Below are 18650 nucleotides of genomic sequence, written 5' to 3'. Positions count from 1 at the left end.
GTCGTTCTCCTTAAAACTTGCGAATGCGGACTGCGCACTTCTTGAAGTCCGTCTGGAACGAGATCGGATCGGTCGCGTCCAGGGTTAATTTGTTGATCAGCTGGCTGGCGTCGAAGAACGGCACGTACACCAGTCCGCGCGGCGGCTTGTTGCGGCCGCGGGTTTCGACACGGCTCCGGATCGATCCGCGACGGGAAGCGATCTCGATCATGTCGCCGCGACGCGCGCCGAGGGCCTTGGCATCCTCCGGGTGCATGTAGCAGACGGCGTTGGGCACGGCGCGGTACAGCTCCGGCACGCGGCGCGTCATGGTGCCGGTGTGCCAGTGCTCGAGCACGCGGCCGGTCGACAGCCAGAACGGGTATTCCTGATCCGGCGACTCCGCCGGCGGCTCGTACGGCAGCGCGAAGATCACCGCCTTGCCGTCCGGATGGCCGTAGAACTCGAAGCCGGCACCCGGTTTGACGTACGGGTCCGCGCCCTCGCGGTAGCGCCACTTGGTTTCCTTGCCGTCGACCACCGGCCAGCGCAGGCCGCGCGTCTGGTGATAGGTATCGAACGGCGCCAGGTCGTGGCCGTGGCCGCGGCCGAACTGCGCATACTCTTCGAACAGGCCCTTCTGGATGTAGTAGCCGAAGGCCTTGGCTTCGTTGTTCTCGTAGCCGGCCTCGATGTCCGACAGCGGGAACTTGTCGACCACGCCGTTCTTGAACAGCAGGTCATACATGGTCTTGCCGCGGTATTGCGGCGCCTTGTCCAGCAGCTCCTTGCTCCAGATTTCTTCCATCTTGAAGCGCTTGGAGAATTCGGCGAGCTGCCACAGATCGGAACGCGACTCGCCCGGCGCCTGCACCAGCTGATGCCAGAACTGGGTGCGGCGTTCGGCGTTGCCGTAGGCGCCTTCCTTCTCCACCCACATCGCGGTCGGCAGGATCAGGTCGGCCGCCAGCGTGGTCGCGGTCGGGTACGGATCGGACACGACCACGAAGCTGGCCGGGTTGCGGTAGCCGGGCAGGATTTCCTGCATGACGTTGGGGCCGGCCTGGACGTTGTTGTTGCACATGATCCAGAAGGCGTTGAGCTTGCCGTCCTTGAGCATGCGCGACTGCACGGTCGCGTGGAAGCCGGGCTTTTCCGGGATCGTGCCTTCCGGCAGTTGCCAGATCTTCTCCGCGATCGCGCGATGCTTCGGGTTGGCGACCATCATGTCTGCCGGCAGGCGGTGCGAGAAGGTGCCGACCTCACGCGCGGTGCCGCAGGCGGACGGCTGGCCGGTCAGCGAGAACGGGCTGTTGCCGGGGGTGGAGATCTTCCCGGTCAGCAGGTGCAGGTTGTACAGCAGGTTGCTGCACCAGACGCCGCGGGTATGCTGGTTGAAGCCCATGGTGAAGAAGGACGTGACCTTGACCTTGGGATCGGCATACATCTCGGCCAGTTTGCGCAGCTTGTCCTTCGGCACGCCGGAGAGCTTGGAGGCGTACTCTTCGTCGTAGGTGCTGACGAACTTGGCGAACTCGTCGAAGCTGATCGGCTTGCTGCCGCCCGCTTCGGCCACGTTCTTGGCGACCTTCTGCAGCGGATGGTCGGGACGCAGGCCATAGCCGATGTCGGTGTTGCCGACGACGAAGCGGGTGTGCTTGCTGACGAAGTCCTTGTTGACCTTGTTGTTCTTGATGATGTAGTTCGCGATGTAGTTCAGGATCGCGAGGTCGCTCTGCGGCTTGAAGATGATCGGCAGGTCGGCCAGTTCGAAGCTGCGGTGTTCGTACACCGACAGCACCGAGACCTTCACGCCCGGGCTGGACAGCTTGCGGTCGGTGATGCGGGTCCACAGGATCGGGTGCATCTCGGCCATGTTGGAGCCCCAGAGGACGAAGGCGTCGGCGGCCTCGATATCCTCGTAGCAGCCCATCGGCTCGTCGGCGCCGAAGGTGCGCATGAAGCCGGCGACGGCAGAGGCCATGCAGTGGCGCGCATTCGGGTCGATGTTGTTGGAGCGGAAGCCGGCCTTGAACATCTTGGCGGCGGCATAGCCTTCCCAGATCGTCCACTGGCCGGAGCCGAACATGCCGACGCCGGTCGGTCCCTTCTCGCGCAGGGTCTTCTTGAACTGGGCGGCCATGGTATCGAAGGCGGCGTCCCAGGAGACCGGGGTGAATTCGCCGTTCTTGTCGTACTTGCCGTCCTTCATGCGCAGCAGCGGCTTGGTCAGGCGGTCCTGGCCATACATGATCTTGGACAGGAAATAGCCCTTGACGCAGTTGATGCCGCGGTTGACTTCGGCGTTGACGTCGCCGTGGGTGGCGACCACCTTGCCATCCTTGACGCCGACGTTGACGCCGCATCCCACGCCGCAGAAGCGGCACGGCGCTTTCGACCACTTGAGCTGGGTCTTGGACGCATCGGTGATCACGTTCGAGGCCAGTGCCTCGACCGGTACGCCGACCGAGGTGGCGGCGGTGACAGCGGCAGTCTGCTTGATGAAGTCGCGTCTGGTAATAGTCATTGCTGGACTTCCTGTTCCAGGGCGGAGGCGAGCTCCGCGTGTTGATAAACGAGCACCACGTCGGCGACGCCGGGCAAGGCCCGTATCGCGTCCATGATGTCGAGGGTTTTCTTGGTGCTTTCGGTTTCGAGGGTGACGATCAGCTTGCCGTCGGCCTCCCCGTGGATGTCGGCGCCGGGGACTGCCTCGATGCAGGAGCGCACGGACAGGCGCTCGGCCGGCAGCACGTAGACGACGACGCTGGCGATGTGGATTTCCGCTTCCATGTCGGACCTCAGCCTCCCGGCAGGCGGCCGGTCAGCAGCTGGAACATCCACACCAGGAAGCCGTAGCCTCCCACGGTGCCAACCGCCAGGATCGGGGCGGTGACGACGGTCAGGAACAGAAAGGCGCGCAATTCCTGTTTCTTCGTCGGGGCCGCAGTCTCTTGTTTCATGCTTGCTCCATGATTTTTCGGGCAAAAAACCACCCTGCACGCAGTGCGCATGCATCCTCGGCTCGTTTGGGGGAGTCCGGCGGGTGGGTCGTCTACTTCTGGTGTTCCGCCTCCGGGCGCGGGGTCTGGCAGATCGTCAGTCGCCGCGGTTGGGAGAGAGTATTTGTCGCTCAGTAAGAAGATGCGCCCATGCTAGCGGAGGGGGCTTTAACGCAACCTTGATGTAAATCAAGTAGTCCAGAACGGTGCATTCGCCCTGCAAAAGTGCAAAGACGAAAAAACAAAATGCCGCACGGGCGTGCGGCATTCTCGCGACATCGGGGACGTTGCCGCCTGCTCAGGCGGCTGGTTCGCCGGGCTGGTCGGCATCCCTGCCCTGCACGAGTTCGCTCGGATCGGGACGGGGAAGATCGACGCGCTGCAGCTGGTCGGCATCGAGCTGGTGCGAAAACTGGTCGACCGAATCGAGACGGTCGTGCCGGTCCTCGGGCAAGGTCGGGCCGCTCTGGATGTAAAGCGTGAGCAGCTCGGCAAGGTTCACCAGCACCGACAGCTTCGTGCGCTCGTAGCCGTGCGAGGCATCCGCGCCGAAGCAGAGCAAGGCGGTCCGCACATCATGACCGGCGCTGACGGCTGCCCCGGCATCGGAGTGATAGAAGCGGAACACATCGCGCTGACAGGGGATGCCGTGCTCTGAGCACAGCCTGAGGAGCCGGCGCGTCAGGTGATAGTCGTGAGGACCGGCGGAATCCATCAGCGGAATGGTGACGCCCTCTTCCCTGGCGCCCTGCCCCGATGCCACCGGGCCGATGTCGATGCCGATCACCTCGCTGACCATGCTTTCGATGACGGCGCGGGCGCCCGAGCCGACTTCCTCGGTCAGGGTGAAGACGATGTGGCAGTCCATCGGCACCGGCACACCGGAATCCACCACGGCCTTGGCGGCCGCCAGCATCGCGGCGACGCCGGCCTTGTCGTCCAGGTGGCGGGATACGACATAGCCGTTGTCGAGCATCTCCGGGCTGGCGTCGAAGGCGACGAAATCGCCGATCTGTATGTTGAGCGCGCGCGCATCCGCCGCGCTGCGGATGTCTTCGTCGATGCGCAGCTCCAGCTGGTCCCAGTTGACCGGCTGGCTGTCAATCGCTTCGTTGTAGACATGGCCGGATGCCAGCAAGGGCAGGACCGAGCCGCGATAGCGGCCGTTTTCGGTGAACAGGGTGACACGCCCGCCCTCGGCCCATCGGCTCGACCAGGTGCCGATCGGCTGCAGGGCGAGGCGGCCGTCTTCCTTGATCTCGCGCACCATCGCACCGAGGGTATCGAGGTGCGCGACCAGCGCGCAGGCAGGGCTGTTCTTGCGCCGCTCGGGCATGTTCCGCCGCAGCACGGCGCGGATGGTCCCGCGCCGGGTGAGCTGATAATCGATGCCCAGGCTGTTCAGCTGGCGCCCGGTGTAGTGGACGATTTCGTCGGTCAGGCCTGCCGGGCTGGGGATGGCGAGCAGCTCCAGCATCACGGTCTTCAGATAATCGGCATCGATCGGGAGTTTTTTCATCTCCCGCTCGGGCCATGCATAACGCGCGCGCATCAGCCCACCGCCGCCGTCGCAGGGAACAGCAGATCGACGAAGCGCTGCGCCGTCGGCTGCGGTTCATGGTTGGCGAGGCCCGGGCGCTCGTTGGCCTCGATCATCACGTAGTCGGGCGACGACGGCGATTCCACCAGCAGGTCGAGCCCGACCACCGGTATGCGCAGCGCACGGGCCGCGGTTTCGGCCACTTCGCGCAGCGTCGGATGCAATTCCTCCGTGACGTCGTGAATGGTGCCGCCGGTATGCAGGTTCGCGGTCTTGCGCACCTTGACCGCCTGGCCGTTGTCGAGCACCGAGTCGTAGCTCAGGCCCTGCTCGGCGAGGCAGCGCTCGGTCTCGGCGTCCACCGGAATGCGGCTTTCGCCGCCGGTCGCCGCGGCCCGCCGCGCGCTCTGCTTCTCGATCAGCTGCGCAACCGTGGACGTGCCGTCGCCGACGATTTCGGCGGGCTTGCGCAGCGCCGCGGCGACCACCTTGTAGCCGATGACGACGATGCGCAGATCCTGGCCGCTGCAGAACTCTTCGATCACCACGTGGCCGCCCTGCTCGGCGGCGCGCCGGATCGCCTGCTGCAGATGCTCCTCGCTGCGCACATCCACGCTGATGCCCTTGCCCTGTTCGCCGAGCGCCGGCTTGACCACGACCGATCCGCAGTCCTGCAGGAAGGCGCTATCCGCTTCCGGATCGCCCGCCGTCTGCTGGCGCGGCACGCGTACGCCGATCGACGCCAGGCGGCGCGAGGTCAGCACCTTGTCCTGGCACCAGGTCATCGCGACGCCTCCGGTCAGCTCGGTGAGCGACTCGCGGCACAGCATCTCGTGTCCGGCGTGGCGCAGCTTGAAAATGCCTGCCGCCGCGTCGACGACTTCCACGCTGATGCCGCGACGCCGCGCCTCATCGACAATGATGCGGGCATAGGGATTGAGGCCGGAGAGGTCGCCTTCCTCGATGAAGAGCTTTTCGTTGATCGCGTTCTTGTTCTTGACGACGAAGCCCGGCACCTGCTCGAAGCCCAGCTTCTGATAAAGGCTGATCGCCGGCTCGTTGCTGGCCAGGACGGACAGTTCCATGAAGCGCCGGCCGCGATCGGCAAACAGCGCCGTCAGGTGCGTAACCAGCGCCTGGCCGGCGCCGTAGAGACCGGTCTGCGGATCGACCACCAGGCACCACAGGCTGCTGCCCCCTTCCGGATCGCCGAAGGCTTCGGTATGGTCGACGCCCATCGCCGAGCCGATGATATCGCCGCTGCGCTCATCCTCCGCGACCAGGTATACGACGCCGGCGAGATGGCGCTGACGCCAGACCACCTGCGGATCGACCGGCACCATGCCGCGCATCTTGTAGAGACGGTTGATGGCGGCGATATCGGCACGGGTGGTGAGCGGGCGGACCACCACGCCCGGCGCCGGACTTTCCTGCGGTGCATCGTCGAGCCGGCGCCGGAAGATCAGCGACGGGTCGAGGAACAGCCGCGACGGCGCTTCCGCGAGCACCAGCTGGGGTGCATCCACATGCAGCGCGATGTCGCGCTTGCCGGCTTCTTCCTGCTGCAGCGTCTGAGCGAGCAGCTGCGGCGATTCGAATGAAGGACCGAACAGCAGCCTTCCCCAGCCGCATTCGATGATCGCGTTCGGGCGGCAGGCCCCGCCGGCCTCGTGGTCGCCGGCGTCTCCCACTGCGTGGTCCATGTACGGCGGACGCGCGCCCTGGGCCACGCTTGCCGTTTCGTGTGGGCTAAGATTCATGTCTCGTTTCCTGTAATTGATGAAATCCGTGCTGTCGCTCACATGCCGGAGCGCTACAGACCGTGGGTCTGCAGCCAGGACTCGAGCAGCGCGATCTGCCAGATCTTGGAGCCGCGCAGCGGCGTGATGTGGCTGTCCGGGTTTTCCAGCATGCGGTCGATCTCCTCGCGGCGGAACAGGCCTCGCTCCCGGGCCTTCTGCGAATCGAGCGCGCCGCGCACATAGTCGAGGAAGTCGCCGCGGAGGTACTTGAGCGCGGGCACCGGGAAATAGCCTTTCGGCCGGTCGATCACCGCGGCCGGGATCACCTTGCGCGCGGCTTCCTTGAGCACATGCTTGCCACCCTCGGCGACCTTGTTTCGCGCCGGGATGCGGGCGGCGAGTTCGACCAGCTCATGATCGAGGAAAGGCACGCGGGCTTCGAGGCCGAAGGCCATGGTCATGTTGTCGACCCGCTTGACCGGGTCGTCGACCAGCATCACGGTGGTGTCGAGGCGCATCGCGCGATCGATCACGCTGTCGGCGCCCGGTTGCGCGAAATGCGCGGCGACGAAATGGCCGCTCGCGTCCTCGAGCCGGATGTCGGGACTGAGCAGCGACAGCATTTCTTCATGGCTGCGGTCGAAGAAGACCTTGCGATAGGCCTCGACGCCCTGGGCGGGGTCTTTCACGTCGGTCAGCGGCGGATACCAGTGATAGCCGCCGAAGACTTCGTCCGCCCCCTGCCCGCTCTGGACCACGCGGCTGTGCCGCGAGACGGCCTGCGACAGCAGGTAAAAGGCCACGCAGTCGTGACTGACCATGGGCTCGGCCATCGCTTCGATGGCGTCGGGCAAGGCGCGCAGCAGATCGGTCGCGGGGATGTGCAGCTTTTCGTGGATCGTCCCGTAGTGCCGGGCCACCAGGTCGGAGTAATGGAATTCGTCGCCCGCCTCGCTGTCGACCGCTTCGAAGCCGATCGAATAGGTGCGCAGGTCACGCGTACCGGCGTCGGAGAGCAGCCCGGTGATCAGGCTGGAGTCGAGACCGCCGGACAGCAGCACCCCGACCGGCACGTCCGCCACCAGGCGACGCTTGACCGACAGCTTGAGCGAGGCGAGCACCTCGTCCTTCCAGTCCTCGAAGCTGCGCTTTTCATCGTCTTCGCTGCGCTTGAACTCGAGTGTCCACCACTGGCGGATCTTGCATTCGCCGTCAGGGTGCACGGTCATGTAACTGCCCGGCGGCAGCTTGCGCACGCCGCGCAGGATGGTATGCGGCGCGGGCACGACCGCGTGGAAGCTCAGGTAGTAATGCAGGGCCTCGAGATCGAGCGAGGTGTCGAGCCCGCCGCCGTGCAGCAGCGCCGGCAACGCCGACGCGAAATGCATGCGCTCGGTATTGATCGTGTAGTACAGCGGCTTGATGCCGAGCCGGTCCCGCGCGAGGTAGGTGACCCCGCTGTCGCGCTCCCACAGCGCGAACGCGAACATGCCGTAGAACCGGTCGAGCGCCGCGGGACCCCACGCGTGCCACGCCTTGATGATGACTTCGGTGTCGCCGGTGGAGCTGAACTGGTAGCCCTTGGCGGCCAGCTCCTCCCGCAACTCATGGTGGTTGTAGATCGCACCGTTGAAAACGATGCCCATGCCGAGCTGGTTGTCGACGAATGGCTGATGAGCGCGCTGGCTCAGGTCCATGATGCTGAGACGACGATGGCCGAAACAACGGGATCCGAGACTGAACACGCCCTCACCGTCCGGGCCTCGGCGGGACTGTGCCTCGGCCATGTCGGCCACGGCGCGTACATCCGCAAACTTCTTGTCGAAGCGAATTTCTCCGGCTATGCCGCACATAAGGGGAAGTTCTCCAGGAAAGTAAAACTGAAACGGGCTTGGACGCCGCTTATAGAATTTTCAATTTGGTAGAGAGCAAAAAAGGGGCGTTGGTTCCCCGTATTGGTGCCGCGCATCCGGTTCCGGCGCTGCAGCGGATCAACATTTGGAACGAAAGCCCCGGCCGCGGCATCCACTCGTGCATGCGTGCGGCATGCAAGGGCGAGTAATGAAAACGTTTCACTGCGATAAATGCGGACAGCTGGTTTTCTTCGAGAATGTTCTTTGCGAGAACTGCGGCGCGACGCTCGGCTACCAGCCCGAGCACCACGCGATCAGCAGCTTCGAAGCGACGGGCGACGGACTGTGGCGCAGCCTCAATCCGGCCAACGAGGGACGGCTATACAAGCAGTGCATCAATTACTCGCGCGAAGCCGTGTGCAACTGGATGCTGCCGGCCGAGTCGGCCAGCGAACTCTGCGCATCCTGCCAGCTCACCCATGTGATCCCCGCGCTGTCGACCGAGAAGAACAAGCTGTTCTGGCGCCGCCTCGAAGCCGCCAAGCGGCGCCTGCTATATACGCTGTGGGATCTCGGCATACAGCCCACGCCCAAGGTCGACGATCCGGACAGCGGCCTGGCATTCGAATTCCTCGAAGACGTGCCAGGCCACCGCGTGATGACCGGCCATGCGAACGGCCTCATCACGCTCAATATCGCCGAGGCGGATCCTTCATTCCGCGAAAAGACGCGCGAACAGATGGGCGAACCCTACCGCACCCTGCTCGGGCATTTCCGGCATGAGAGCGGGCATTACTATTTCGACCGCCTGGTTGCGGAGAGCGAATGGATCACGCCGTTCCGGGAGCTGTTCGGCGATGAGCGGGCCGACTATGGCGAAGCGTTGAAGCTGCATTACGAGAACGGCGCGCCGGAGGATTTCAACAGCCGCTTCATCAGCGCTTACGCGAGTTCGCATCCCTGGGAGGACTGGGCGGAGTGCTGGGCGCACTATCTGCACATGCTCGATACGCTCGACACCGCCTATGCCTGCGGCATGGTACTGCGGCCCCACAAGGCCGGCGAGCCGGAGCTGACGATCGAGGCCAGGCCTACGCGCCTGCCTTCGTTCGACGACATCATGTCGGACTGGTTTTCACTCACCTACGTGCTCAACAGTCTCAACCGCAGCGTCGGCATGCCCGATCCCTATCCCTTCACATTATCGACGCCGGTGATCGACAAGCTGCGCTTCGTGCATCGGGTGGTGCGCCACGCGGGCGGGCATCCGGCCGATTGACGCATCATTCCGGGGAATCTGTCGCTCGTCTGTCTGTCTCATCATGGTGCATCCGGCGAGACGACAGCAATGACCCACACCCTGAGGCCGAGGCGGCCTCCCGCATACGATCCCAATCTTTTGTTCGATGAACTCCTGCGCAGGCTGCAACTCGAGGACGACGACGCCCTCGCGCAGCGGCTTCATATCGGCCGCGACATCCTGTTCCGCATCCGGCGCGGTGAGGTCGGCCTCGGCGCGGCGCTGCTGATCCGCGTCAGCGAGCGCTGCGCGATCCCCGTGGCCGAACTGCGCCGCATGGCGGGCGACCGCCGCGCGGAGTTCAGGCTGGAGGAAGGCCGCGGCGCGGGCGGCAGGACACCTCAGCCCACGCGAGCCGGGGCAAGGCGGGAACAGACCGGCCTGATCAGGGACGACCCCGGGCTGCCGGCCAACGTGCAATGGACCTGAGTCCTCAGCCCTCCGCGGTCTCGAAAATCTCGGCCGCGCGGATCGCATCCCTCACGTCCGGGTACTTGTTCTGATAGATCGCCACCTGGGCGTCATAGGCTTCGCGTCCGATATGGTTGCCGAGCTGGCGCGACACTGCTTCGGCCAGCTGATTGCTCAATGAGGGCGACAGCAGCACGCTGCGCATGCCGCGCACCACACCGGAGGCGCGGTCGACGAGGACGATCCGCAGGCGCATGCGCTGGTCGACGTTGAGCACCGGGTCGCTCGGACGGGTCTCGGGCGGATACAGGAAGGCGTGGAACTGGGCGTCGCCCATCAGATGCTCGCCGATCTTCCACGGCACGACGGCGACATCCTCCGAGTGCAGCAGGCCGATCTCGCACGGCGCGCTGTCGAATTCGCGCACCGCTTCATCGGGCAGGCCCGAGAAGAACAGCCGCAGTTCCGGCCCGGCCTTGGAAAACTCGAACTGCGCGCCGTCCTCATGGTGCATGTTCCCGGTCCATCGCTGTCCCACCTTCAGGTCTGCCACATCCATTGTCGTTCTCCCGTGATGGTTTCAGGCCGCCCGCCGGCCCCCGCGCTTGCGCGTCGCCGCGTTCTGCGAACGCAGTATGCTGTCGATGTGTTCGGATGCCTCCCGCGCGAGATGCTGCGCCTGCTCGCCGTCCGGGAAAAATTCCGGCATCCGGTAGCCGAGCCAGGCATAGGCGGAATACAGCTTGCAGCTGTCTTCCACATCCTGCAGCGTCTGCCGGTACGGCGGCACGGATACCTGGTCGAGGCGTGAAGGATGCTTGCGCGCGACCGCCCGCGCCCATTTCTCCCAGCCCGCCTGCAGGACAGGGATGCGCGAGGAGATCGGCACCAGCGACAGCGTGAATTTCTCTTCCAGGGTGAGCGGCAGCGTGTCGAGCCACAGCGCGCGCTCTGCCTGGTCTTCCGTGATGCGGGGAATGAAGAAGCCGTCCGGGGTATCGATGTTGTGTTCGAAGCGCTTGAGCAGCCTGGCCAGCGACTGTTCTCCGGTGACCGAGGAAATCCGGTTCAGGTGCGCCATCGTCGGCGCCACCGGAAAGCCCTGCGACGGCACCGGCGGCACTTTCTCACGCAGCAGCGAGCGCAGCACATGATGCGTCTGGTCGTCGTAGCCCGCGACGAATCCCTCTTCGTGCACGCCGAAGCGGCCCGCGCGGCCAGCGATCTGCTTGGCCAGCGCCGGCGACAGCTCTTCCTCCTCGACGCCGTTGTATTTGACGGAGGTCGTCAGCACGACGCGCTCGATCGGCAGGTTCAGTCCCATCGCGATGGCGTCGGTGCCCACCACGATGTCGGCGCTGCGGTCGCGAAAGCGCGCGGCCTGCGCGCGGCGCACTTCCGGCGACAGGTTGCCGTAGACGGTGGCGACCGAATGGCCGCTCTCGGTGATGAGGTCGCGCCACATCAGCACATCGCGGCGGGAAAACGCGATCACCGCATCGCCCCGGCGCAGGTTGCGCAGCTTACGCACCGGCGATGGCTCCATGGTGAGCGGCGCCTTGCGCGACAGCACGCGCAATTCCAGCGGACAGCCGAGACGCCGCGCCAGCGCCTCGACCGCGCGCCGCGCTTCGGGCGCGCCGACGAGATAGACGACATCCGCCGGCGCGCCGCAGACCGCCGCCGTCCATGCCGATCCGCGCTCGCGGTCGCCGAGCATCTGGATCTCGTCGATGACGGCGACCGACACCCGCCTTCCCGGGTCCATCATTTCCACCGTGCTGGCGACATGCGTGGCGCCCTCCATCAGGCGGCGCTCTTCGCCGGTGACCAGGCTCACCCGCAGCGGCTCGCCGTCCTTCTCCACCGCCGCCAGCCGCTCGTAGTTCTCCAGCGCGAGCAGACGCAGGGGCGCGAGATAGAGCCCGCTCGGCGCCGCCGCCAACGCCTCCATCGCCTCGTGCGTCTTGCCGGAATTGGTCGGGCCGAGCAGCGCGATGAAGCGACGCGGCAGCCGCCGCGCGAGCTCGAAGGAATCCGGATACTCGGCCAGGTTGATGCTCTGCTTCGTACGCGCCGCATTCGCCGCGTCCTGCGCGCGCTCCACCGCATGCGCCAGCCGGTCCGAGACGCGGTCGAATACCTGGGGCGCGGGCAGTACCGACTCGGCATTCGCGAGCGCGGCGAGCAAGGGGGCGGGATCGACGCCATGGTCCTCCGCCCGGGAGATGAGATCGCCCGCGAAGGCGGCGACGGAGCGCCGCATCGCCTCCGCCGATTCGGCCCCAACCCGCTCGCGGACCAGCTGCAGCTGTTTCTCCGGGCCGAGATTGCGCCACTTGGACGTCTTGGCCAGCACACCGTCTCCAGGTATCAGCGCATAGGGAATGCGGTAGGGGCCGAGCTGGATCTCGTCGGAGAAGCGCACCATCACCCTGCCCTCGAGCTTGTCGAGGGACGCGCCGTGGCGGGCAAGATAGTCGGAGGGAGCCGTGTCATCGGGAGCGCTTTCGCCTGCCGTCCCGGCCGATTCGAGGGGATGTTGTTCTGTCATCTTGGGTGTCAATTTCCCTATTAGGCGCGGAGCGGGGGCGGCGGTTCCGTCATGCGCAGGCGAAAAAAAACCCGCAGCGAGCTGCGGGTTTCCTCGGCCCCTGCGGGCAATGCGCAATTACTTGCGGCTGATCATGAAGTTCTGCAGCGGCACTTCGGCCACGGAGAACCACTGGTTCTGGTCCTGGCGGAAGCGCTTCCACGGTTCGTAAATCTTCTTGAACTTGGCGTTCTTCGCGGCTTCTTCTTCCATCACCTTCACGGTCGCCTTCCAGCAGGCTTCCATGATTTCCTTCGGGAACTGGCGCAGCTTGACGCCGTTCTTGAGGAGACGCGCCAGCGCGGCCGGGTTGCGGGCGTCGTATTCAGCCTGCATCGTCACGTGCGACTCGTAGGAAGCGGCTTCGATCGCGGCCTGATATTCCTTCGGCAGCTTTTCCCATTCCTTGATGCCGACATAGAACGACACTTGCAGGCCGGCTTCCCACCAGCCCGGGGTGTAGTAGAACGGAGCGACCTTGTTGAAGCCCAGCTTCTCGTCGTCATACGGACCGATCCACTCGGCTGCGTCGATGGTGCCCTTTTCCAGCGCCGGGTAGATGTCGCCGCCGGCGATCTGCTGCGGCACCACGCCCAGTTCCTGCAGCACGCGGCCGGCGAAGCCGCCGACGCGCATCTTCAGGCCCTGCAGGTCCTGCACCGACTTGAGCTCCTTGCGGAACCAGCCGCCCATCTGAGCGCCGGTATTCCCGCCCAGGAAGTTGACGATGCCGTAGTCCTTGAAGAACTCGCGGGTCAGCGCCTTGCCGCCGCCCTGATCCCACCAGGCGGTCTGCTGGCGGGAGTTCAGGCCGAAGGGCACCACGCCGTCGAATGCGAACGTCGGATCCTTGCCGAAATAGTAGTAGGACGCGCTGTGGCCCATTTCCACGGTGCCGGCCTGGACGGCGTCCATGACCTGCAGTGCCGGGACGATTTCGCCGCCCGCGAACACGCGGATGTTGAACTTGCCGCCGGTGAGCGCTGCGACGCGCTGGGAAAGGGTTTCAGCTGCGCCGTAGATGGTGTCGAGCGACTTCGGGAAGCTCGACGCCAGGCGCCAGTTGATCGTGGGCTGGCTCTGAGCCAGGGCGGGCGCCGCGACGGCGCCTGCGCCTGCCGCAACGGCAGCCTTCTTGATAAACGAACGACGTTCCATTTCGTCTCCTGAGGATAGGCAATAGGGATTGTTGTTGGTGCACGGTTTGTTTTACCGCTCTGCGGATAATCGCGCGAGCCGATTCTAGGAGGGGGCTTGGCAGTCAGCAACAGAAAAACGCGGCCCGCGTAGCAGCGCTTAAGTGGAAATACGTAGGCGAATCGGCGCTCATACGAGCAGACGCATATAAGCCCGTGATAGAAGAAGTGCAACTCCCCTGATCAACAACAGGACGATTTGCACGCTGTTATTGCTCCTCGGATGTCCACAATTGCATGACACCATCGCCGGCCCGAGAATCCCGTCCTTCGCCCGACGGCATCATCTCACGGAGGAGCAACATGGCTAGCAAACCGATCTGGAAATCCCTGTATGTGCAGGTGATCACCGCGATCGTCATCGGCGTCCTGCTCGGACACTTCTATCCCTCGCTCGGCGCTGACATGAAGCCGCTCGGCGACGGCTTCATCAAACTGATCAAGATGATCATCGCGCCGATCATCTTCTGTACCGTCGTGCTCGGCATCGCCGGCATGGAGGACATGAAGAAGGTCGGCAAGACCGGCGGCCTGGCCCTGCTCTATTTCGAGATCGTCAGCACCCTCGCGCTCGTCATCGGCCTGCTGATCGTGAACCTGGTGCAGCCCGGCGCGGGCATGCATATCGACCCCAACAGCCTCGACACCAAGAGCATCGCCGCCTATACCGGACCGGGCAAGATGCAATCGACCACCGATTTCCTGCTCAATGTCATTCCCAGCAGCGCGATCGACGCCTTTGCCAAGGGCGACATCCTGCAGGTGCTGCTGTTCTCTGTCCTGTTCGGCTTCGCGCTGCACAAGTTCGGCGGGCGCGGCACGCTGGTATTCGACATGATCGAGAAAACCTCGCACGTGCTGTTCAGCATCGTCGGCATCATCATGAAGCTCGCTCCCATCGGCGCGTTCGGCGCGATGGCCTTCACCATCGGCAAGTACGGGGTCGAAAGCCTGCTGTCCCTCGGCAAGCTGATGGGCACCTTTTACCTGACCTGCCTCGTCTTCATTTTCGTCGTGCTGGGAACGATTTCGCTGCTGCACGGCTTCTCGATCTGGAAATTCATCAAGTACATCCGCGAAGAGCTGCTGATCGTGCTCGGCACCTCGTCGTCGGAGTCGGTGCTGCCGCGCATGATGGCCAAGCTCGAGAACCTCGGCGTGCGCAAGTCGGTGGTGGGCCTGGTGATCCCGACCGGCTATTCGTTCAACCTCGACGGCACCTCGATTTACCTGACCATGGCGGCGGTATTCATCGCGCAGGCAACCGACACCCCGATGTCGCTGACCCAGCAGCTGACCCTGCTTGCCGTGCTGCTGCTCACCTCCAAGGGGGCCGCCGGCATTACCGGCAGCGGCTTCATCGTGCTGGCGGCGACGCTGTCCGCGGTCGGCGGCGTGCCGGTCGCCGGCCTTGCGCTCATCCTCGGCATCGACCGTTTCATGTCGGAAGCCCGCGCACTGACCAACCTCATCGGCAATGGCGTGGCGACCGTGGTGGTGGGCAGGTGGACCGGCGACCTCGACCTCGAGCGCATGCGCCAGCATCTCAACAACGAGATCACGGCCGAGGCGGACGAGCCCGAGGCGGTGCTCGACCAGAGTGAGGCGCACATGCCGGTGAACGCGCAACGGCAGGCCGGCTGACCGGCTCCTCAAACGAAACAGCCCGCATCGCGCGGGCTGTTTTTTTATCTGGAGGGGCGCTCAGTTGCCCGCGACGGTCATGTTCTCGATGAGCACCGACCCGACCACCTTGGTGCCGCGCACCACCGTATCCGTGCCCACGCCGACGATCTGGCGGAACATCTCCTTCAGATTGCCGGCGATGGTGATTTCCTCGACCGGATACTGGATCTCGCCATTCTCGACCCAATAGCCCGACGCGCCGCGCGAGTAATCGCCGGTCACATAGTTGACGCCCTGCCCCATCAGTTCCGTGACGAGCAGCCCCGTGTCGAGCTTGCGCAGCATCGCGCTGAAGTCGTCGCCGGGCGCGGTCAGCAGCGAGGTCAGCGCGAGATTGTGCGAACCGCCCGCATTGCCGGTCGTCTTCATGCCGAGCTTGCGCGCGGAATAGCTGGACAGGAAGTAGCCCTGCACCAGGCCGTCGCGCACCACTTCCCGGCGCGAGGTGCGAACGCCCTCTTCATCGAACGGCGAGGAACCGACCGCGCCTGGCACATGCGGATCCTCCAGCACCTGGATATGCGGCGCGAACACCTGCTTGCCGAGCGAATCGACCAGGAAGGAGGATTTGCGGTAAAGCACCCCGCCCGACACCGCCTGCACGAAGCTGCCGAGCAGGCCCGCGGCGAGCGGCGCCTCGAACAGGACCGGACACTTGCGGGTGCCGAGCTTGCGGGCGTTGAGCCTGGCCAGCGCGCGTTCGGCGGCGTAGCGGCCCACTGCTTCGGGATCGGCGAGGCGCCTGGCGTCACGGGCGGAGGTATACCAGTCGTCGCGCTGCATGTTGCCGCCGCGTCCCGCGATCGGCGCCACCGACAGCGTATGGCGGGAATACGGGTAGCCGCCGCAGAATCCCCGGGTATTGGCCAGCACGAAATGCGATTGCTCCGAATAGACGCTCGCGCCCTCGCTGTTGGTGATGCGGCGGTCGACCGCGAAGGCAGCGTCCTCGCAGCGCTTCGCCAGCGCGACGGCGTCCTCGGTGGTGATGTCCCAAGGGTAGCAGAGCTGCAGGTCGCGCGGCTCCATCTCCAGCATGTCGGCATCCGGCAGACCGGCGCAGTCGTCCTCCGCCGTGAAGCGCGCGATGTTGTATGCCGCGTCGACCGTGTCCCTGAGCGAACGATCCGAGAAATCGGAGGTGCTGGCCGCGCCGCGGCGGATGTGGCGTTCCGCACCGAGATGGATGCTGACCGAAATGCCCTTGTCGCGGTTCTGCTCGATAGTCTCGATCTTCCCCTTGCGTACCGTCACCGCGAGCCCGCTGCCCTCGCTGATTTCGACGACCGCGTCGGCCGCCCCCTTTTCCTTGGCGTAACGCAGCACATCCTGTGCGATCTGCTGCAACTGTTCCTGGCTGTGGGTGAAGACGGGCTCGCTCATCTGCTGTTCTTGGTATTGATTCAAAACGGTTATCATAGCAGTCGTTTACAAGAGAGCATTGGTTTCATCATGGTTAATCCCAACAGGGGCAGCGGCGGCGTCGGTTTCAGCTCCGCCGAATTCGAGCAGAAGTACGATCGGCCGTCCAAGTCGCAGCTCAAGCGCGAGATGACCGCGCTGCAGGAACTCGGCGAGCAGCTCGTGGCGCAGCCCAAGGACCGCGTGATGCGTGTGCCGATGCCGGAAGACGTGCGCGAGGTCATCCTCGAGTGCCAGAAGATCCGGGATCACGAAGGCCGCCGCCGGCAGATGCAGTTCGTCGGCAAGAAGATGCGCACGCTGGACGAGGAGGAAATCGCCGCGATCCAGAAGATGCTCGACAGCTGGAAAGGCGCTTCCAAGGCCGAAACCGCCGCCATGCATGCGCTGGAACGCTGGCGCGAGAAGCTGCTGGCCTCCGATGCCGCCCTGACCGACCTCAAGGCGGACCACCCGCAGGTCGATGTCCAGCAGCTGCGTACCCTGATCCGCAACGCCCGCAAGGAACAGGCGGAGAACAAGCCGCCCAAGGCCTACCGGGAAATCTTTCAGATCCTCAAGCAACTGCAATCCGCGCCCTCCCGGGAGTCGGACGATGAGCATGACGAAACCGAAGAAGAATAATCCCGACGAATTGCTGATCGGCCTGGTGTCGATCTCCGACCGCGCGTCCAGCGGGGTCTACGAAGACCAGGGCATTCCGGCGCTGCGCGACTGGTTCGGCGCCGCCCTGTCGAGCCCCTGGACCATGGTGACGCGGCTGATCCCCGACGAGCAGGCGCAGATCGAGCGCACGCTGATCGAACTGGTCGACGAGGCCGGCTGCGACCTCGTCCTGACCACCGGCGGCACCGGTCCCTCCCGCCGCGACGTCACGCCCGAGGCCACGCTCGCGGTCGCCACCAAGCCGATGCCCGGCTTCGGCGAACAGATGCGGCAGATCAGCCTGCGCTTCGTACCGACCGCGATCCTGTCGCGCCAGGTCGCCGTGATTCGCGAAACGCCCGACCATGCCGCATTGATCATGAACCTTCCCGGCCAGCCGAAATCCATCAGGGAGACGCTGGAAGGTTTGAAGGACGCGGACGGAAAGCAGCTGGTGCCCGGAATATTCGCGGCCGTCCCGTATTGCATCGACCTGATCGGCGGTCCCTACATCGAAACCAACGAGGCGGTGTGCAAGGCATTCAGACCGAAGTCGGCCATACGCCCGAAGCCGGTCAGCCCGCCCGCCGCGCCGACAGACCAGGCATGAGCAATCCCCTACTCGACACCATTGAAAAAGAAACCGGGCCGAATCCGACAGCAGCCGTCATCTGGCTTCACGGGCTGGGCGCCGACGGCGGCGATTTCGTACCCATCGTCCCCGAACTCGACCTGACCGGTTGCGGCCCGATCCGGTTCGTCTTCCCGCATGCGCCGACAATGCCGGTCACGATCAACAATGGCTACGTGATGCGCGCGTGGTATGACATCATCGGCATCGACCTGGGCCGCAGGGAAGACGAAGCCGGACTTCGCAAGTCCCAGGCGCTGGTGGAGGCGCTGATCGCGAAGGAAAAGGCGCGCGGGATTCCGGCGTCGCGCATCGTGCTCGCCGGGTTTTCACAAGGCTGTGCGATGACGCTGCAAACGGGCCTGCGCCATGCCGAAAAACTGGCGGGACTGCTTTGCCTGTCCGGCTATCTGCCCATCCATGCCAGCGTGGAAGCCGAACGCCATTCGGCCAATCATGAGACCCCCATCTTCCTCGCCCACGGCCGCAGCGATCCGGTGGTTCCGGTGAGGCTAGCCGAGATGTCGCGCGACCACCTGCTTTCGCTCGGTTACCAGGTCGAGTGGCACGAGTACGCGATGCCGCACTCGGTCTGCCCCGAAGAGGTCGCCGACATCAGCCGCTGGCTCCAGCGCGTGCTGGGGTGAGCG

The 18650-nt window shown here is 64.8% G+C and carries 16 protein-coding genes; 6 read left to right on the top strand and 10 right to left on the bottom strand.

Going from position 1 to position 18650, the window contains the following annotated elements:
- Positions 1 to 10: 10 nt before the first annotated feature.
- The 6 genes from napA to NCCP691_RS07980 all read right to left on the bottom strand — a co-directional run bounded on the left by napA (position 11) and on the right by NCCP691_RS07980 (position 8059).
- Positions 11 to 2506 carry a nitrate reductase catalytic subunit NapA gene (gene napA / locus NCCP691_RS08005; protein ID WP_220807736.1) on the bottom strand — a complete coding sequence of 832 codons (2496 nt, stop codon included), beginning with the start codon at positions 2504 to 2506 and terminating at the stop codon, positions 11 to 13.
- A complete protein-coding gene (locus NCCP691_RS08000) occupies positions 2503 to 2772 on the bottom strand; it encodes a chaperone NapD (protein WP_220807735.1) in 270 nt (89 codons plus the stop codon). Before NCCP691_RS08000 ends, napA begins: the two co-directional genes overlap by 4 nt.
- A gap of 8 nt (positions 2773 to 2780) precedes the next feature.
- Entirely contained in the window at positions 2781 to 2942 is a 162-nt protein-coding gene (napE, locus tag NCCP691_RS07995; protein ID WP_220807734.1) for a periplasmic nitrate reductase, NapE protein, read from the bottom strand.
- 337 nt (positions 2943 to 3279) lie between these two features.
- Positions 3280 to 4500 carry an osmoprotectant NAGGN system M42 family peptidase gene (locus NCCP691_RS07990; protein ID WP_220807733.1) on the bottom strand — a complete coding sequence of 407 codons (1221 nt, stop codon included), beginning with the start codon at positions 4498 to 4500 and terminating at the stop codon, positions 3280 to 3282.
- A 32-nt stretch (positions 4501 to 4532) separates the two neighbouring features.
- The gene (gene ngg, locus NCCP691_RS07985; RefSeq protein WP_238482356.1) at positions 4533 to 6281 is read right to left on the bottom strand and encodes an N-acetylglutaminylglutamine synthetase; all 1749 of its coding nucleotides are present in this window, start codon (positions 6279 to 6281) and stop codon (positions 4533 to 4535) included.
- Between the two features lie 53 nt (positions 6282 to 6334).
- Complete coding sequence (locus tag NCCP691_RS07980; protein ID WP_238482371.1) at positions 6335 to 8059, bottom strand: N-acetylglutaminylglutamine amidotransferase; 1725 nt, start codon at positions 8057 to 8059, stop codon at positions 6335 to 6337.
- A 265-nt stretch (positions 8060 to 8324) separates the two neighbouring features.
- Here NCCP691_RS07980 and NCCP691_RS07975 point away from each other — a divergent pair, with 265 nt between their 5' ends.
- Together NCCP691_RS07975 and NCCP691_RS07970 are read left to right on the top strand one after the other, a co-directional pair.
- Positions 8325 to 9395 (top strand): zinc-binding metallopeptidase family protein, encoded by a 1071-nt coding sequence (locus tag NCCP691_RS07975; protein WP_220807731.1) that lies wholly within the window; start codon positions 8325 to 8327, stop codon positions 9393 to 9395.
- 69 nt (positions 9396 to 9464) lie between these two features.
- Entirely contained in the window at positions 9465 to 9845 is a 381-nt protein-coding gene (locus tag NCCP691_RS07970; protein WP_220807730.1) for a hypothetical protein, read from the top strand.
- A 4-nt stretch (positions 9846 to 9849) separates the two neighbouring features.
- Here NCCP691_RS07970 and NCCP691_RS07965 read toward each other — a convergent pair whose 3' ends face one another.
- From NCCP691_RS07965 to NCCP691_RS07955, 3 genes are all read right to left on the bottom strand, one after another.
- Positions 9850 to 10386: a hypothetical protein gene (locus NCCP691_RS07965; RefSeq protein ID WP_220807729.1), complete on the bottom strand. Its 537-nt coding sequence runs from the start codon at positions 10384 to 10386 to the stop codon at positions 9850 to 9852.
- A 21-nt stretch (positions 10387 to 10407) separates the two neighbouring features.
- Positions 10408 to 12381 carry a helicase-related protein gene (locus NCCP691_RS07960; RefSeq protein ID WP_220807728.1) on the bottom strand — a complete coding sequence of 658 codons (1974 nt, stop codon included), beginning with the start codon at positions 12379 to 12381 and terminating at the stop codon, positions 10408 to 10410.
- A 117-nt stretch (positions 12382 to 12498) separates the two neighbouring features.
- Positions 12499 to 13578, bottom strand: coding sequence for a TRAP transporter substrate-binding protein (locus NCCP691_RS07955; protein WP_220807727.1), 1080 nt, complete (start codon positions 13576 to 13578; stop codon positions 12499 to 12501).
- A gap of 341 nt (positions 13579 to 13919) precedes the next feature.
- Between NCCP691_RS07955 and NCCP691_RS07950 the strand changes: the two genes are divergently transcribed.
- A complete protein-coding gene (locus tag NCCP691_RS07950; RefSeq protein ID WP_220807726.1) occupies positions 13920 to 15260 on the top strand; it encodes a dicarboxylate/amino acid:cation symporter in 1341 nt (446 codons plus the stop codon).
- A 60-nt stretch (positions 15261 to 15320) separates the two neighbouring features.
- Here NCCP691_RS07950 and pmbA read toward each other — a convergent pair whose 3' ends face one another.
- Positions 15321 to 16685: a metalloprotease PmbA gene (pmbA, locus tag NCCP691_RS07945; protein WP_220807725.1), complete on the bottom strand. Its 1365-nt coding sequence runs from the start codon at positions 16683 to 16685 to the stop codon at positions 15321 to 15323.
- 69 nt (positions 16686 to 16754) lie between these two features.
- On the opposite strand from pmbA, the gene yjgA reads away from it, so the two are divergent.
- Genes yjgA through NCCP691_RS07930 form a run of 3 tightly spaced genes read left to right on the top strand, consistent with a single transcriptional unit; the run spans position 16755 to position 18647 of the window.
- Entirely contained in the window at positions 16755 to 17348 is a 594-nt protein-coding gene (gene yjgA / locus NCCP691_RS07940) for a ribosome biogenesis factor YjgA (protein WP_220807724.1), read from the top strand.
- On the top strand, positions 17326 to 17979 hold the full coding sequence (gene mog, locus NCCP691_RS07935) for a molybdopterin adenylyltransferase (RefSeq protein WP_220807863.1): 654 nt from the start codon (positions 17326 to 17328) through the stop codon (positions 17977 to 17979). Before yjgA ends, mog begins: the two co-directional genes overlap by 23 nt.
- Positions 17976 to 18647 (top strand): alpha/beta hydrolase, encoded by a 672-nt coding sequence (locus tag NCCP691_RS07930; RefSeq protein ID WP_220807723.1) that lies wholly within the window; start codon positions 17976 to 17978, stop codon positions 18645 to 18647. The genes mog and NCCP691_RS07930 overlap by 4 nt, the downstream gene beginning before the upstream one ends.
- Positions 18648 to 18650 lie beyond the last annotated feature (3 nt).

The sequence above is a fragment of the Noviherbaspirillum aridicola genome (assembly GCF_019656455.1).
In the GTDB taxonomy this organism is placed as follows: Bacteria; Pseudomonadota; Gammaproteobacteria; order Burkholderiales; family Burkholderiaceae_D; genus Noviherbaspirillum; species Noviherbaspirillum aridicola.
The sequence above is the reverse complement of the archived record's forward strand: the minus strand, read 5'-3'. Positions and strand labels throughout refer to the sequence as shown.